12 protein-coding genes are annotated in these 15576 nt (G+C 70.2%); 7 read left to right on the top strand and 5 right to left on the bottom strand.

Annotation, left to right across the window (positions count from 1 at the left end; all coding sequences use genetic code 11):
- Positions 1–6: 6 nt before the first annotated feature.
- Complete coding sequence (locus ACT1U9_RS05215; protein ID WP_444537195.1) at positions 7–987, bottom strand: aromatic ring-hydroxylating oxygenase subunit alpha; 981 nt, start codon at positions 985–987, stop codon at positions 7–9.
- Positions 988–1315: 328 nt separating this feature from the next.
- On the opposite strand from ACT1U9_RS05215, the gene ACT1U9_RS05210 reads away from it, so the two are divergent.
- Together ACT1U9_RS05210 and ACT1U9_RS05205 are read left to right on the top strand one after the other, a co-directional pair.
- Positions 1316–2632, top strand: a complete 1317-nt coding sequence (locus tag ACT1U9_RS05210; RefSeq protein WP_444537194.1) for a cation:proton antiporter — start codon at positions 1316–1318, stop codon at positions 2630–2632.
- A gap of 106 nt (positions 2633–2738) precedes the next feature.
- Positions 2739–4805, top strand: coding sequence for a UvrD-helicase domain-containing protein (locus ACT1U9_RS05205; RefSeq protein WP_444537193.1), 2067 nt, complete (start codon positions 2739–2741; stop codon positions 4803–4805).
- A gap of 4 nt (positions 4806–4809) precedes the next feature.
- Here the strand turns inward: ACT1U9_RS05205 and ACT1U9_RS05200 are convergent, their stop codons facing one another.
- Positions 4810–6108 carry a phosphatase PAP2 family protein gene (locus ACT1U9_RS05200; RefSeq protein ID WP_444539013.1) on the bottom strand — a complete coding sequence of 433 codons (1299 nt, stop codon included), beginning with the start codon at positions 6106–6108 and terminating at the stop codon, positions 4810–4812.
- 340 nt (positions 6109–6448) lie between these two features.
- Positions 6449–7633 (bottom strand): CorA family divalent cation transporter, encoded by a 1185-nt coding sequence (locus ACT1U9_RS05195; RefSeq protein WP_444537192.1) that lies wholly within the window; start codon positions 7631–7633, stop codon positions 6449–6451.
- 183 nt (positions 7634–7816) lie between these two features.
- Between ACT1U9_RS05195 and ACT1U9_RS05190 the strand changes: the two genes are divergently transcribed.
- Positions 7817–8968, top strand: coding sequence for a winged helix DNA-binding domain-containing protein (locus ACT1U9_RS05190; protein ID WP_444537191.1), 1152 nt, complete (start codon positions 7817–7819; stop codon positions 8966–8968).
- Between the two features lie 15 nt (positions 8969–8983).
- Here ACT1U9_RS05190 and lysA read toward each other — a convergent pair whose 3' ends face one another.
- Positions 8984–10315, bottom strand: coding sequence for a diaminopimelate decarboxylase (gene lysA / locus ACT1U9_RS05185; RefSeq protein ID WP_444537190.1), 1332 nt, complete (start codon positions 10313–10315; stop codon positions 8984–8986).
- Positions 10316–10330: 15 nt separating this feature from the next.
- Positions 10331–10780, bottom strand: a complete 450-nt coding sequence (locus tag ACT1U9_RS05180) for an SAV_915 family protein (RefSeq protein WP_444537189.1) — start codon at positions 10778–10780, stop codon at positions 10331–10333.
- Between the two features lie 206 nt (positions 10781–10986).
- On the opposite strand from ACT1U9_RS05180, the gene ACT1U9_RS05175 reads away from it, so the two are divergent.
- The 4 genes from ACT1U9_RS05175 (at position 10987) to ACT1U9_RS05160 (ending at position 15571) form a co-directional block, all read left to right on the top strand.
- Positions 10987–11904 (top strand): LysR substrate-binding domain-containing protein, encoded by a 918-nt coding sequence (locus ACT1U9_RS05175; RefSeq protein ID WP_444537188.1) that lies wholly within the window; start codon positions 10987–10989, stop codon positions 11902–11904.
- Between the two features lie 118 nt (positions 11905–12022).
- Positions 12023–12205, top strand: coding sequence for a 4-oxalocrotonate tautomerase DmpI (gene dmpI / locus ACT1U9_RS05170; protein ID WP_188278755.1), 183 nt, complete (start codon positions 12023–12025; stop codon positions 12203–12205).
- A gap of 73 nt (positions 12206–12278) precedes the next feature.
- Positions 12279–13967: an AMP-binding protein gene (locus ACT1U9_RS05165; protein ID WP_444537187.1), complete on the top strand. Its 1689-nt coding sequence runs from the start codon at positions 12279–12281 to the stop codon at positions 13965–13967.
- Positions 13964–15571 carry an AMP-binding protein gene (locus tag ACT1U9_RS05160; protein ID WP_444537186.1) on the top strand — a complete coding sequence of 536 codons (1608 nt, stop codon included), beginning with the start codon at positions 13964–13966 and terminating at the stop codon, positions 15569–15571. The genes ACT1U9_RS05165 and ACT1U9_RS05160 overlap by 4 nt, the downstream gene beginning before the upstream one ends.
- Positions 15572–15576 lie beyond the last annotated feature (5 nt).

Genomic DNA, 15576 nt, shown 5'->3' with positions numbered 1-15576 from the left:
GGGGCGTCACTCGTCCGCGAACAGCTGGGCCTCGATGGCCTCGTTGTACTTCTGGAGCGCGAACTCCTGCGTACCAAAGCAGTGTTCGTCATTGGCGCCGCTGGTGAGGCCGATCTGGATCTCGCGGTAGATTTCCAGGTCCTCGTACTGCACCTGATAGGTGAGCTGCCGGTTCTCTTCCCACTGCTCGGTACCGCCTTCCGTGACCGACCCCTTCGGCACGATCAGGCGGAGTTTCACGAGCGTACGGGTCGGTCCGAGCGGATGACTGGTAATCCACAGGAAGTGGTCCGACTGATGCAGCACCGTCTCGTTGGGAAAGATGGTGTGGATCACGTTGGCGACCGACAGCAGACGCCGTTCGCTGCGCTCGGTCTTCGAAATGAAGTTTATCGACCGCTTCGGCAGGATCGACCGCAGATGGGGTCCGAAGCTGTCGAAGAAGAACGTGCTGTTCTCGAAGAGCGGGTTCGCGCTCTTCGCATGCAGAAACGGGAAATGGTATCCCTCAAGCGTGCCCTCGACGACGAGCTTCCAATTGATCTCCCACTCCTGGCTCTCCGCGCCGTAGATCTCGTACGAGGCGAGATCGAGATCCGCGATATCCGGGCGGAAGTCACCGAGGAACGCGTCGAGGTCGGCCCGGCCCGGAGCTTCCTCGGGCATCAGCCAGACGAACCCGTACGCCTCCACCGAGGGAACCGCCACCAGATTGCGTTTTCCCCGCTCGACGCCCGGAAAGCAGTGCGGGCTCGGGATGGCGGCGAGGGTGCCGTCCAGGTCGTAACGCCAGGCGTGATAACCGCAGGTGAACTGTTTGCGCTGGCCGGACGGGTCCTTTTCGAGGCGCGCCCCGCGATGCCGGCAGGCGTTGAGGAAGACATGCGCGGATCCGTCCTGGTCCCGGCTGAGCAGCAGTGGCCTGCCGAAATGCTCCAGGGTCGCGAAGGTGCCGGGCTCCGGTATCTCGGAGCTGTGCACGAGCATCGACGGCAACTTACGGAAAATGCGGTCGAGTTCGGCCCGGTACCACTCGGGGGACTGATAGCGGTCGACACTGACCCGGGTGTCCGAGTCGGTCAGCGGGAGTCGCTTGTCGCGAAGGTGCTCCAGGGCACGGTCAAGGATCCGGAGTTCCTCGTCGCGATTCATCCGCCAACCCCCTCCACCTCATACGGTGATCGGCTGCAATTCTAGAGCTGTGGCGACGACTGTTCAATGTCAAAGCAGACGCGGTTGAACGGCGGTTGCGCGATGCGCATTCCGTCGCTAGAACAGCGGGACACCCTGCGGCCCGACAGGAGTGAGCACGGACGTGCAGACGCATCTCGAACTCGCCGGATCCGCCGCGCCCTCCACCGGACGCTTCCTCCTCGCCCTCGCGCTGATTCTCGCGGTGGCCTTCGCACTGGCGCGACTCGCGGGGCGATTACGGCAGCCGGCGGTGATGGGGGAGATCATCGGCGGCATTCTGCTGGGCCCGAGTCTGCTCTCCCTCTTTCCGGGCGAGCTGGAAAAGCGCCTGGTGGCGCCGTCCGTACTCCCGTACCTCCAGACGCTCTCGCAACTGGGCCTGGTGCTCTTCATGTTCGGTGTGGGCTACCAGTTCGACGTGGTCCATCTGCGCGCCCCGAGCGCGCGGCGCCAAGTGGTGGCGGTCTCCCTGAGCTCGGTGGCGCTGCCGTTCGCGATGGGCATGGGCCTGGCGTACTGGCTCTACCCCTGGCTCAGCAAGTCCCAGCTCAAGGCGGACGGCCCGCTGGGCCCGGCGCTGTTCCTGGGCGCGGCGATGTCCATCACCGCGTTCCCCGTACTCGCCCGCATTCTGGCCGAACGCGGCCTGTACAAGGACCCGTTGGGCGCGGTAGCGCTCGCGTCCGCCGCCGTGCAGGACTTCCTGGCGTGGTGCGTGCTCGCGGTGGTGGTCGTGGTGGTCCGCTCCGACGGACCCTGGCCGCTGGCCCGCATGGCCCTGGAGTCGGCGCTGCTGCTGGCCGCGCTGGTCCTGTTCGTACGACCCGCTCTGGCCTGGCTCCTGGACCGGGCCAGACCCTGGGCGGGCGGCACGGCCCTGACCCACTCCGTCCTGGTCGTCGGCGTACTGCTGACCGCCGCCGCGACCGACGAGATCGGACTGCACGCGGTCTTCGGCGCCTTCGCCTTCGGGGCGATCGCGCCGCGCCGCCAGATCGACGAGACGGCCCCGCAGGTCCCCGAACGCATCGAGCAGACCAGTCTGCTGCTGCTCCCGGTCTTCTTCACGGTCACCGGCATGTCGGTGGACATCTCGGGCCTCGGCGGCCGGGGCCTGATCATGACGGCGGCGGTCCTGGCGGTCGCCTGCACGGGCAAGTTCACCGGCGCGTTCGGAGCGGCCCGCCTGACGGGCGCGACACCCCGCGAGGCGACGGCCCTGGGCGTCCTGCTGAACGCCCGCGGCCTGACAGAACTGGTCATCCTGAACGTCGGCCTCGGCCTGGGGGTCATCGACACCCGGCTGTTCACGGCGATGGTGGTGATGGCGGTGGGGACGACGCTGATCACGGGGCCGCTGCTTGACCGGGCGCGACCGCCGAAAGGACCGACCCCGACAATTTCCCCGGTGGACCGGCCCCTTCGCGATCGGGCGTAGCACTCGGCTGAACCGAGCCGGATCCCTGCCTTTGCCGTCGCGCACCCTGCCGTTCCGGTCGCGGACCGTCCTATGATCGCTACTCCGCGTACGAGGGGGGCTGAGTATGGCGGCAGGCGGTTCGGCGTCGAGGCGGGCGCAGGAGGCGCGGCGGCAGGAGCGGTTGCTGCGCGAGCAGTGGCAGGCCGCTCGTCGGCAGGCGCGTCGGTGGGAAGCGGCGAGCGAGGGCGAACGGCGGGTCGCCGCCCAGCTGTTGGTGCTCACGGAACGTGGATGGCGGCTCCTTGTGGACCGCCGATGGCCGGGGACCCGTACCGCCAACGTGGACATGCTCCTGGTGGGACCCGGCGGGGTCTTCGTCATCGACGTCAAGAACTGGCGCTCCGCTCCAGAGGTCTCGGAAGGCAAGCTCCGCGCAGGGGGCGAAGCGCGGGACGAGCACGCGACCAAATTGCTCGCGGTCACGAAGGCGGCCGAGGGCGCGGTCGCGTCACTCGGTCTGTCCCCGGTGGCGGTCCAGCCGCTCATGGTGTTCGCGGGGCAGCGGATCGACACCGGCCTCGGCCGGATCCGGCTCCTGGGCGAGCGCGAGGTCGGTCCCGCACTGCTGTCGGAGTGCCGCAGACTGCGTACGGAGTCGGTCCGCGCGATAGCCGACCACCTGGAACGTGTCTTTCCCGAGTACGAGGGATCGGCGGTCGCGGTCCCGCTGGAGCAGCCGCAAGAAGCCGTATCCGACGGACTGTTCGACCTGGAAGGCCTGCGGGACGCAGCCCTGGAGGAGGCGTTACGGGCCCCGATCGAGCAGTGGATGACGTTCCTCCACCCTGATCAGGTCGCATTGGTACGCCGCAACTGGTCGGGTCCGGCCCGCATCAGCGGCCCGGCGGGCACGGGGAAGACCGTGGTGGGGCTGCATCGCGCGGCCCACCTCGCCAGGCGCACCGGCGGCCGGATCCTGTACGTCACGTTCGCCAACAACCTGCCCCGGGTGCAGGCCACCTTCCTCAAGACGATGTCCCCGGCTGTCGCGGACCGGGTGGACTTCCGCAGCCTGCACTCCTGGGCGCAGGAGTTCCTGCAGGGGCGCGGTGTCCCGGTGCGGTTGCACGGCGACAAGGCCCGAACCGCCTTCAGCCTCGCCTGGACGCATGTGGGGCGGGACAGCTGCCTGGCCGAGATCGATCCGACCCCGGGCTACTGGCAGGACGAGATCGCCTACGTCATCAAGGGCCGCGGCATCACCACCTTCGAGGAGTACGCGGCCGTGTACCGCCGTCGGCGCCGGACGATGCTGCGCCGCCCGCACCGGCAGGCGGTGTGGGCGCTGTACGAGGCGTACGAGTCGCTGCGGGTCGAGCGGGGCGTGCAGGACTTCGACGACGTCCTCTCGCTCGCCCTGGCAGAGGCGACGCGCCACACGGACCGGCCCCCGTACGCGGCCGTCATCGTGGACGAGGTCCAGGACCTCACCCTCGTCGGGGTGCGTCTCCTGCACGCCCTCGTCGGTGACGCCCCCAACGGGCTGCTCCTGGTCGGCGACGGCCAGCAGGCCGTATACCCGGGCGGGTTCCGCCTCTCCGACGCGGGGATCGACATCCGCGGCGACCGAGGACAGGTGCTGCGCACCAACTACCGCAACAGCAAACAGATCCTGGACGCGGCGCTCGCCGTCGTCGCCGACGACTCGTTCGAGGACATCGACGGCATACGCACACCTGGCCGCCGTGACGTCGACCTCACGTACTACGAGGGCGAGGTGGTCCGCGTCACGAGGCCGACCGTGGACGCCCACGATCAGGCGCTCCTGGACGCCCTGCGCGCCCTGCCCGCAGCCGCGCGGGCAGACGCAGCGGTGCTGTGCCCTTCCCGGCGTTCCATCGGCCACTACCAACGCGTGCTCACCCAGGCGGAGATCCCGGTATGCCTGCTTGAGCAGTACGACGGCCGCCCCATCGAAGCCGTCAAGCTGGGCACCTACCGCAGGGCGAAGGGCCTGGAGTTCAAGCAGGTGTATCTGCCCCAGCACGATGCCGCCCTGCCCGGGGGTCCTGGCGTCGCTCAGGCGCCGCCCGAAGCGGCCCGCGAGCGCGAAGAGCTGCTGCGCAGCCAGCTCTTCGTGGCGATGACGCGGGCGCGTGATGTGCTGTGGTTGGGCAGGGTGGCCCGGTAGGGGATCAGACCAGCTCGGGCTGTGGTTCCGGTCGGAGCACCGGGGCGGGCTTCGGTTCCCACTCTCTGGTGGTGCGTACGTAGCCGTAGATCACCGAGAGCATCGCCAGGATGACCAGGGGGCCGAACAGCCATGGATGTGCGGCCATCTTCATCGGCAGCCAGCGGTACGACAGCAGGAGTGCGACGAAGACCGCCGTGCCGTGGGCGATCAGCTGGAGTCCCGCGCGGTCCCAGCCGCGGTCGTATGTGCGCAGGGCCGTCTCGACGGTCAGCGAGAAGACGACGCCGGCGACGAGGTCCACGCCGTAGTGGTAGCCGAAGCCCAGCGTCGCGCTGAGCGTGGCGACCAGCCAGAACGTGCCCGCGTAGCGCAGCAGGCGGGGGCCCTTGCGGGAGTGGATGAAGATCGCGGTGGCCCATGCCGTGTGCAGGCTGGGCATGCAGTTGCGCGGGGTGATCCCGTCGTACGGCACCGGGTGCGGGAGGTGGATCGGCGGCGGTGTGTTGGGCCACAGGTTGGCCACCGCCCACTGCACGCCGCCGGTGCCGGAGGCGCCCGGGCCGTACGCGAAGACCGGGCCGACCACCGGGAAGATCATGTAGATGGCCGGCCCGAGGAGGCCGATCACCAGGAAGGTGCGCACCAGATGGTGGCGCGGGAAGCGGCGCTCGGACGCCACGTTGCGCAGCTGGTACATGGCGACGGCCACCGCGGCCACCGCGAGCTGGGCGTAGACCGAGGCGAGGATGTGGCTGCCGATCGGGCCGATGGCGTCGAGTGCCCGGCCCGCCGCCCACGACGGGTTGCCCAGTGCGTGATCAGCCATGGCCACGTACGGGTCGAGCACGGTCGGGCGGGTCTTCGACGTGATGAGCAGCCAGGTGTCACCGGTCTTGCGGCCGGTCACCAGGAGCAGGCCGAGGCCGACGCCCTTCAGCAGCAGGAGGCGTTCCTGGCCGGTGCGGCGCGTGATCGCGAAGACCGCACAGCCCAGCATCGCCCACAGCGCGCCGTTGCCGAAGAAATGGTCCGCGGGCACCTTGACGCCGGCCGCCCACCGCCCCAGCACGAAGACGGCGTCGATGCCGATCGCGGCACCGGCCGCGAGGAACCGCTGCCGCCAGGTGAGCACCACCATCATCAAGGCAAGCCCGCCGTACAGCGGCCCCGGCTTGGGCGGGAAGACCAGTTCTCGCGCCTGGGTGGTGAGCGGCCCCGGCACACCGGCGCAGCGACGCGCGACGATCTCCAGGGCGGCGAGCAGCCCGAGAGCCACCACACCCGCCGTGGCCCACAGCACCACGCGCGGCTGGGACCACGGGCCGAACCTGGCTCTGCGGCTTATTCGCTGAAACGTCTGCGAAATTGTAGGTATCAATTGATTTGGCCGATTTGGTAGATGCTGTTTGAGTGGGTCACCCTTCGCGTGGCACAGCGTCGTTCTCCGGTGAAGGAAGGGTGAAGCGGGCGTGTGTCGAGAGCTCGATCATGCCATCGGCGCGGTACGGGTGGTTTGGCGGGTATCATCCGGCGCCTGACGGGGCCGGAGAGGCTGCGGCAGCAACGGCTCCCGCCGTGCGGGTGGAGCTCCCTCAAAGGCGTTCGCGCACGCGAAGCCGATCAAAGCTTCATGATCGCCGCTACAGCCAGTCCCGCCGCTTGAAAATGAAGTACAGCCCCACGCACACGACCCCCATCAGCCCGATCGCGAACGGGTATCCGAAGCCCCAGTTCAGCTCGGGCATCTCGTGGAAGTTCATCCCGTAAATCGTTCCCACCAACGTGGGAGCAAACAGAATCGCCGCCCACGACGAGATCTTCTTGATCTCCTCGTTCTGTTCGAAGCCCGCCTCCGCCAGCGCGCGCATCTCGGCGTTCTGTTGCTGGGTGACCAGGGTCGCGTTGACCGTGAGGATTTCTGTGAGGGCCTGGCGGAAGCCGTCTACTCGTTCGCTGGTGTGGGTTACGTGGTCGGCTACATCGCGTAGGTAGCGCTGGAGTTCCTCGTCCGTGCCGTACTTCGCGAAGCCGGCCATCAGGGCGTGGAGCATGCCTACCAGGGGGCGGGTGGCGCGTTGGAACTCCACGATTTCTCGCGAGAGTTCGTAGATACGGCGGGAGACCTCGGGGTCGCCGCGGAAGACTTCCGTCTCGATTTCGTCGATGTCGTTCTGGACGCCGGAGACGACGGGGACGTAGCCGTCGACCACCGCGTCCAGGATCGCGTACAGCACCGCCTCCGGGCCGAGGGCAAGCAGCTCGGGCGTCTCCTCCATGCGGCGGCGTACCGCCGACAGGTCGGGGGCGGCGCCGTGGCGGACCGTGATGAGGAAGTCGCGGCCGACGAAGACGTGCAGCTCGCCGAAGTCGACCTCCTCCGGGGCGTCGAGGTAGCGGGCCGCGCGCAGGACCACGAAGAGGGTTTCGCCGTACCGCTCCAGTTTCGGGCGCTGGTGGGCCTCCAGCGCGTCCTCGACCGCCAGGGGGTGGAGGTCGAACTCCTCGGCCAGGGAGAGGAGTTCCGCCTCGGACGGGCGGTGCAGGCCGATCCATGCCATGCCGTCGGGCGTCTCGCGCAGCCTGCGGAACGTGTCGGCGAGCGTGTCGGGGGACGAGGCCCTGCGGCCGTCCCGGTACAGCGCGGACTCCACCACGCTGCGGTGCTCGACCCGTGCGGGGTCGGGAGTGTGTGGTGGCCTGGTCGCCGGCGGAGCTTGCACCGGCGGTGGCGTGACCGGCTGGCGGCGCCAGGAGTTTTTCCTCGCCTGCGGCGCTGATGGGGGCGGCTCCGCGCGCCCGGAGTCGCGGGCCCTTCGGTCGGCCATGCCTCACCTCCCGCGCGTTCCCGTCCGGTGCGCATGCGTCTGCCTGGTCTCGGAACAGTCTCGGAGCAGGATATACGGATCAAATGTCACAGGCTCGGCGTTCCGGACAGCCCTCAGTCCGTGACCCGCACGGCTTCTCAATGAGGACAGAAACTGTCCTCCATCGGCGATAGCGTGCATCGCATGGCCCCGCAAACGCCCCAGCCCTCGCGCACCGCCACCTCCACCGCCCCCCTCCTCATCCCCCGCGCCCTCAACCGCGCCACCCTCGCCCGCCAGCACCTGCTCCGCCGTACGGCCGCCCTGACCCCGAAGGACGCGGTCGCCCACCTCGTCGGGCTTCAGGCGCAGAACGTGAAGCCGCCGTACTTCGCGCTGTGGGCCCGGCTCGAAGGGTTCCGGCCCGAAGACCTCTCCGCGCTCATCGAGGCACGCGAACTCGTCCGGATCGTCACCATGCGCTCGACCATCCACCTCCACACCGCCGACGACGCCCTCACTCTGCGCCCGCTCGTCCAGGCGGCCCGCGACCGGGAGCTCAAGATGTTCCGGGGCGGCCTCCAGGGAGTGGACCTCGACCGGCTCGCCGCGACCGTACGTGCACTCGTCGAGGAGCGGCCGTACACCATGAAGGAGATCCGGGACGTACTCCTCGAAGAGTGGCCGGACGCCTCGCCGCAGGCGCTCTCGATCGCCGCGCGGTGTGTGCTGCCGCTGGTGCAGGTCACTCCGCGCGGGCTGTGGGGGCGCGGCGGGCAGGTCGCGCTGACCACCGCCGAGCACTGGCTGGGGCGGACCCCGGGGCCGGTCCCGGCGCCGGACGGCACCGTGCTGCGCTATCTCGCCGCCTTCGGGCCCGCCTCGGTCAAGGACATGCAGACCTGGGCGGGACTCACCCGGCTGAGCGAGGTCTTCGAGCGGCTGCGGCCCGGGCTCGTGACCTTCCGGGACGAGAACGGCGTCGAGCTCTTCGACCTGCCGGACGCGCCCCGCCCGGACCCGGACACCCCGGCGCCGCCCCGCTTCCTGCCCGAGTTCGACAACCTGCTGCTCTCGCACGCCGACCGGACCCGGGTCATCCCGGCCGAGTACTGGGGCCGCGCCTGGAAGGGCAACCAGGCCTTCCGCACGCTCCTGGTCGACGGCTTCCTCGCCGGGGTCTGGAGGTTTGAGGAGGACGCGAAGACTAAAAGCGCCACCCTCACCGTTCAGCCGTTCGGGACGCTCGGGCGGGCCGCCCGTGATGAGGTGGTCGCCGAGGGCGAGCGGCTGCTCGCCGACATGACCGGGGCGACCACCTCGTACGACGTCCGCTTCGGGGACGTCATCGGCTGACCTGCCGGGAGCGGCTTACAACCCCACATCCCGCGACCGATGGTCCTCGAACGTCTCCCTCCGCATCAGCAGTCGCGACCGCCCCTGCGACACCGCCACCACCGGCGGGCGGCCGGTCATGTTGTAGCCGGACGCCATCGACACCTGGTACGCGCCGGACGCCGGTACGGCGAGGATGTCGCCGGGGCGTACGTCCTCCGGCAGCTCCACGTCCTGCGCCAGGATGTCGCCCGCCTCGCAGTGGCGGCCGACCACCGTCGTCGTACGCATCGGCGCGGACGTGCTGCGGCCGACCATACGGACGGTGTAGCGGGCCCCGTACAGCGCCGGGCGCGGGTTGTCGCTCATGCCGCCGTCGACCGCGACGAACACCTGCTGGCCGGTGCGCTTCACCGACAGCACCCGGTACAGTGCGACCCCGGCCGGAGCCATGATCGAGCGGCCCGGCTCGACCGTCAGGCGCGGTGTCGGTATGTCGAACTCGGCGCAGGCGCGGGCCAGTTCCTCGGTGATACGGCGGGCGTACGCGGCCGGGGACGGCGCCGGGTCGCCCGGCAGGTACGCCGCAGCGAAGCCGCCGCCGAGGTCCAACTCGGGCAGGGTCACGCCGTGCCGGTCGCGGATGCGGGCGAGCAGGGCGACCAGCCGGCGCACCGCCTCCCCGTACGGCTCGGGCGAGGTGATCTGCGAGCCCAAGTGGCAGTGCAGACCGGCCAGTTCGAGGCGGGGCTGGCCCAGGACGCGCGCGATGGCGTCCTCCGCGTCGCCGTTGGCGATCGACAGGCCGAACTTCTGGCCCTCGGACCCGGTCTGGATCTTCCGGTGCGCGCCCGCCTCGATGCCGGGCAGTACGCGGACAAGGACGCGCTGGGCGTCGGTCCCGGGCACCTGGGCCGCGATCCGCGCGATCTCGCAGTCCGAGTCGATGACGATCCGGCCCACGCCGAGCCGCAGCGCGGTGCGCAGGTCCTGCGGGGACTTGGCGTTGCCGTGCATCACCACGCGCTCGGGCGGGAAGCCGCGGGTGGCGGCGAGCTCCAGTTCGCCCGCCGAGCAGACGTCGAGGCCGAGGCCCTCCTCGGCCATCCAGTCGACGACCGCACGCGACACGAACGCCTTGGCGGCGTAGACGATCTCGGCGTCCGGCAGCGCCGCCCGCCAGGCCCGCGCCCGGGACCGTACCTCCTCCTCGTCGAGTACGTACGCGGGCGTCCCGTGCCGTTCGGCCAGCTCGGCGAGGGAGACGCCGGAGAGGGCGACATCGCCGCCGGGCGCGCTCACGGCGGAGTCCGGCCACACCGAGGGCGCGCTCAACTCCCGTATGAAGAGGTCGGGTTCAGTGGTCATGTGGAGGTACCTCGCTCAGTCGACGAATGCGTGGATCGCGGTCACGGCGGTCCAGACGGCGGCGGCCGCGCCCGTCACGCGCAGCACGCCGACCGTGTCCGGGTGCAGTCCGGAACGGCGTGCGCAGGGCTGCTGCTCGACGGGCTTGCGACGCCTTTTCGCGGAGACCGGCGCCGGGGCCGTGAGCTGCGGGTCCACCGTCACGGTGGTCACCCCGAGCGGTTCGGCGAGTGAGCGCAGCGCGGGCTCCGCCAGCCTGATCCAGCGCTGCTCGCGTCCGAGCACCGCGCACAGCCGCTCGGGGCTGGTGAAACCGACGGCGGTCCGTACGCCGAGCGGGGTGCGCAGGAAGCGCAGCTGCTCTCCTCCGGCAGAGCCGAGCCGAACCGGCACGTACAGGGGCCCTGCCGGGCGGCGTTCGTCGGGGTCCGCGTCGGCGACGTCGCCGATGGTGAGGCTGTCCATGGTGGTGCCCTCCGGGGGGAGTCGAAGCCGAAGCCGTTGTCTGCGGCGATTTCGACGCTAAGCCCGCGCCCGGGCCCCGGCGTCGCGTCCTGACGCGGCGCTGACTCCGTGCCGCCCGACTTTGACGCCTCCCTAGCGCCGCCCCTTTCCGCCGCCGTGTCAGGAGTCGGAGAGGACCGCGCAAAACCCCTGGTTAGAGTCCCTGTATGGAACTGCGGCAGCTCAGCTACTTCGTCACCGTCGCCGAGGAACTGCACTTCGGGCGGGCCGCCGACCGGCTGCACATCGTGCAGTCGGCGGTGAGCCAGCAAGTGCGGAGGCTGGAACGGGAGTTGGGCGCCGAGCTCTTCGACCGCTCGCCCCGGCACGTCCGGCTCACCGGTGCGGGGGAGCGGCTGCTGCCCGAGGCGCGGGCCGTGCTCGCGGCGGCGGACCGGGCGCGGGCGGCGGTGCGCGGCCGCTCCGGGCTGCGCCTGGGCACCAGTACGGGCCTGGGCGCCCACCTCGACCGGGTGCTGGCCGAGCTCGCCGTACTCGCCCCCGGCACCGCCGTCGAGCTGGTGTCCGCCGCGACCCGGGACCGCCTCGAACAGGTCGCGGACGGGCGCCTGGACGCCGCGTTCGTCCGCTCCCCGGACCCGGTGCCGGGCGTACGGATCCTGCCGCTCTGGGACGACCCGCTGGTCGCGGCGGTCCCGGCGGCGCATCCGGTGGCCGGGGCGGCGGAGCTCGCGATGGCCGATCTGGCGGGGCTCGGCCTGTGCATCACGGCCCGCCGCAACCATCCGGCGCTCGTGGACCTGGTCGTGGGGGCCTGCCACGACGCCGGGTTCGAGCCGCTGCCCGGACCGGTGAGCGGCTCGCTCCAGGACACGCTGGCCACGATCGGCGCGGGCGGGCGGCCGCTGTGGACGGTCGTGTACGCCTCCCACGCGCGCGTCCTGCACAGCCCCCGGATCGCCTTCCGCCCCTTCGGCGCGCCCGGCCTCACCCTGCCGACCGGCCTCGCGGTGCACGCGAGCACGCCCCCGGCGGAGCTGGACGTACTGCTGCGCGCGTGCGCGGCACCCACCCCCGTACAAGCGCCAAAACCCGCTCCCACCTCACACGATCACGAAAACTGATCGCTGTCGTCGCGGTCTGCTTCTTGGTCGGGACCGGCGGATCGGATGGACTGGGGTCATGCCAGGCGAGCGGCCCGGAAGAGCCGGGAAGCCGCCGCGGACAAGGGAGTTGACCGTCATGCCGATCGTCACCATTCACCAGGGCCCCCGCGACGTCGAGCTCAAGCGCGAGCTGGTCAAGCGCGTCACGGACGCCTTCGTCGACGCGTACCGCATCCCCGCCGAGACCGTCCAGGTCTGGATCCACGAGGTCCCCACCGACAGCTGGGGCGTGGCGGGCAAGCTCACGGCCGACAAGTAGGGTTCGCCGCCTTCCCCGGACGGTGCCGAGGTCTCCAGGATGGTAGAGAGAGGCCAGGCAACGAGGAGGGCATATGGACGCACACGGCGCCACGGAGGAGTTCCGGGCCGCGCGGGATTTTCTGCTGGAGCACCGGGACGACTACGCGACGGCCTGTCAGGGGTTCGCCTGGCCGCGCCCCGAGCACTTCAACTGGGCGCTCGACTGGTTCGACGTGATCGCCGAGGGCAACGCCGCGACCGCGTTGCACATCGTCGAGGAGGACGGCCGCGAGACCGTCCTGTCGTACGCCGAGATGTCGCTGCGCTCCGACCAGGTCGCCAACTGGCTGCGAGCCCAAGGCGTACGGGCCGGGGACCGGGTGGTGGTGATGCTCGGCAACCAGCAGGAGCTGTGGATGACCGCGCTCGCGGCGATGAAGCTGCGCGCGGTCGTCATCCCGGCCACGCCCCTGCTGGGGCCGGTGGACCTGCGGGACCGGATCGAGCGGGGGCGGGCCCGGCATGTGGTGGTGCGGGCGGAGGACACGGGGAAGTTCGGGGAGGTGCCGGGGGAGTACACGCGGATCGCGGTGAAGTCCCCGGGCGCCGCCCCCGTTCCCGGGTGGCTGGACTTCGACGAGGCGTTCGGGATGGACGCGTCGTTCGAGCCGGACGGTGTCACCCGGGCCGACGACCCGCTGATGCTCTACTTCACCTCCGGTACGACCGCCCGGCCCAAGCTGGTCGAGCACACCCATGTGTCGTACCCGGTCGGGCACTTGGCGACCATGTACTGGATCGGGCTCAAGCCCGGCGACGTACACCTCAACATCTCCTCGCCCGGCTGGGCCAAGCACGCGTGGTCCAATCTGTTCGCCCCGTGGAACGCCGAGGCGACCGTCTTCATCCACAACTACACGCGCTTCGACGCGGCCCGGCTGATGTCCGCGATGGACGCGGCGGGCGTCACCAGTTTCTGCGCGCCGCCGACGGTGTGGCGGATGCTGATCCAGGCGGATCTGAGCGCGTTGCGGACCCCGCCGCGCGAGGTCGTCGCGGCCGGTGAACCGCTCAACCCCGAGGTCATCGAGACGGTCCGGCGGGAGTGGGGCCGTGTCATCCGGGACGGCTTCGGGCAGACCGAGACGGCCGTCCAAGTGGCCAACACACCGGGCCAGTTGCTGAAGGCGGGTTCGATGGGTCGGCCGAGCCCGGGCTACACGGTGGAGCTCCTGGACCCGGTGACGGGCGAGCCCGGCGCGGTCGAGGGCGAGATCGCGCTCGACCTGTCCACGCACCCCGTCGGCCTGATGACCGGCTACCACGGCGACCCTGAACGTACCGCCGAGTCGATGGCCGGCGGCTACTACCGCACCGGCGACATCGGCGCTCGGGACGCCGACGGCTACATCACGTACATCGGCCGCGCCGACGACGTCTTCAAGGCGTCCGACTACAAGATCTCGCCGTTCGAGCTGGAGAGCGCGCTCCTGGAGCACGAGGCCGTGGCGGAGGCGGCCGTCGTCCCCGCGCCCGACCCGCTGCGCCTCGCCGTCCCGAAGGCGTACATCGTGCTCGCGGAGGGCTGGGAGCCCGGTCCGGACACCGCGAAGGTGCTGTTCGCGCACTCGCGCGCGGTCCTCGCACCGTACAAGCGGATCCGCCGACTTGAGTTCGGCGAGCTGCCCAAGACGGTGTCCGGCAAGATCCGCCGTATCGAGCTGCGGGAGGCGACGGCGGAGGGTTCGTCGGCGGAGTACGACGAGGGGGACCTGCGGTGACGGACCTCTCGTATGCCCACGGTGTGAGCGGTACGCCGCTGCTCGGCGACACGATCGGACGCAATCTGGACCGGGCGATCGCATTGTACGGCGAGCGGGAGGCGCTGGTCGACGTGGCGTCGGGGCGGCGCTGGACGTATGACCAATTCGGCGAATCCGTCGGCGAGTTGGCGCGTGCCCTGCTCGCCTCCGGCGTCGCGAAGGGCGACCGGGTCGGCATCTGGGCGGTGAACTGCCCGGAGTGGGTGCTCGTGCAGTACGCGACCGCCCGGATCGGCGCGATCATGGTGAACATCAACCCGGCGTACCGGGCGCACGAGCTCGCGTACGTACTGAAGCAAGCCGGGATCTCGATGCTGTTCGCCTCGCAGGAACACAAGGGCAGCGACTACCGGGCGTTGGTCGAGCAGGCGCGCCCGGAGTGCCCGGCGCTGCGGTCGGTGCACTACATCGGGGACGAGTCGTGGGGCGGGTTGGTGAGTCGCGCGGGGAAGGTGACGGAGATTCAACTGGTCGCTCTTGAGGCCGAGTTGACGTGCGACGACCCGGTCAACATCCAGTACACCTCGGGCACGACCGGCTTCCCGAAGGGGGCGACACTCTCCCATCACAACATCCTCAACAACGCGTATTTCGTGGGGGAGTCGATCGCGTACACCGAGCGGGACCGGATCTGTGTGCCGGTGCCGTTCTACCACTGCTTCGGCATGGTGATGGGCAACCTCGCGGCGACCTCGCACGGCGCTTGCGTCGTCATCCCGGCGCCGTCCTTCGACGCGGCGGCGACGCTGCGGACGGTCTCGGAGGAGCGGTGCACCTCGCTGTACGGCGTCCCTACGATGTTCATCGCCGAGCTGAACCTCCCCGACTTCGCCTCGTACGACCTGTCCTCGCTGCGCACCGGGATCATGGCCGGGTCGCCGTGCCCCGTGGAGGTGATGAAACGGGTCGTCGCCGAGATGAACATGGCCGAGGTGTCCATCTGTTACGGCATGACGGAGACGTCCCCGGTGTCCACCCAGACCCGCCGCGACGACGATCTGGAGCGCCGGACGGGGACGGTGGGGCGGGTGATGCCGCACATCGAGGTGAAGGTGGTGGACCCGGCGACCGGTGTCACGCTGCCGCGAGGCGAGGCGGGCGAGCTGTGTACACGCGGATACAGCGTGATGCTCGGCTACTGGGACGAGCCGGAGCGGACCGCCGAGGTGATCGACGCGGGGCGCTGGATGCACACGGGTGACCTGGCGGTGCTGCGCGAGGACGGTTACGTACAGGTCGTCGGCCGCATCAAGGACATGATCATCCGGGGCGGCGAGAACATCTACCCGCGCGAGATCGAGGAGTTCCTCTACACGCATCCGAAGATCGCCGATGTGCAGGTGGTGGGCGTGCCGGACGAGAAGTACGGCGAGGAGATCCTGGCCTGCGTCATCCCGCGCGACCCCGCCGACCCGCCCACGCTCGACGACCTCGCCGCGTTCTGCCGCGACCGGTTGGCGCGCTACAAGGTGCCGCGGAGGCTGCGGATTCTTCGCGACTTCCCCATGACGGTGAGTGGGAAGGTGCGGAAGGTGGAGTTGAGGGAGGGGTACGGGGAGTAGCCGCC

It is taken from the genome of Streptomyces sp. BR1, assembly GCF_052373795.1.
In the GTDB taxonomy this organism is placed as follows: Bacteria; Actinomycetota; Actinomycetes; order Streptomycetales; family Streptomycetaceae; genus Streptomyces.
This window is presented reverse-complemented; position numbering and strand designations above follow the sequence as displayed.

What these genes read in the sequence shown, in the direction of transcription:
- ACT1U9_RS05215 (WP_444537195.1), bottom strand. Translation starts at nt 987, where the DNA reads ATGCTCGTGCACAGCTCCGAGATACCGGAGCCCGGCACCTTCGCGACC.
- ACT1U9_RS05205 (WP_444537193.1), top strand. Translation starts at nt 2,739, where the DNA reads ATGGCGGCAGGCGGTTCGGCGTCGAGGCGGGCGCAGGAGGCGCGGCGG.
- ACT1U9_RS05195 (WP_444537192.1), bottom strand. Translation starts at nt 7,633, where the DNA reads ATGGCCGACCGAAGGGCCCGCGACTCCGGGCGCGCGGAGCCGCCCCCA.
- ACT1U9_RS05190 (WP_444537191.1), top strand. Translation starts at nt 7,817, where the DNA reads ATGGCCCCGCAAACGCCCCAGCCCTCGCGCACCGCCACCTCCACCGCC.
- lysA (WP_444537190.1), bottom strand. Translation starts at nt 10,315, where the DNA reads ATGACCACTGAACCCGACCTCTTCATACGGGAGTTGAGCGCGCCCTCG.
- ACT1U9_RS05180 (WP_444537189.1), bottom strand. Translation starts at nt 10,780, where the DNA reads ATGGACAGCCTCACCATCGGCGACGTCGCCGACGCGGACCCCGACGAA.
- ACT1U9_RS05175 (WP_444537188.1), top strand. Translation starts at nt 10,987, where the DNA reads ATGGAACTGCGGCAGCTCAGCTACTTCGTCACCGTCGCCGAGGAACTG.
- dmpI (WP_188278755.1), top strand. Translation starts at nt 12,023, where the DNA reads ATGCCGATCGTCACCATTCACCAGGGCCCCCGCGACGTCGAGCTCAAG.
- ACT1U9_RS05165 (WP_444537187.1), top strand. Translation starts at nt 12,279, where the DNA reads ATGGACGCACACGGCGCCACGGAGGAGTTCCGGGCCGCGCGGGATTTT.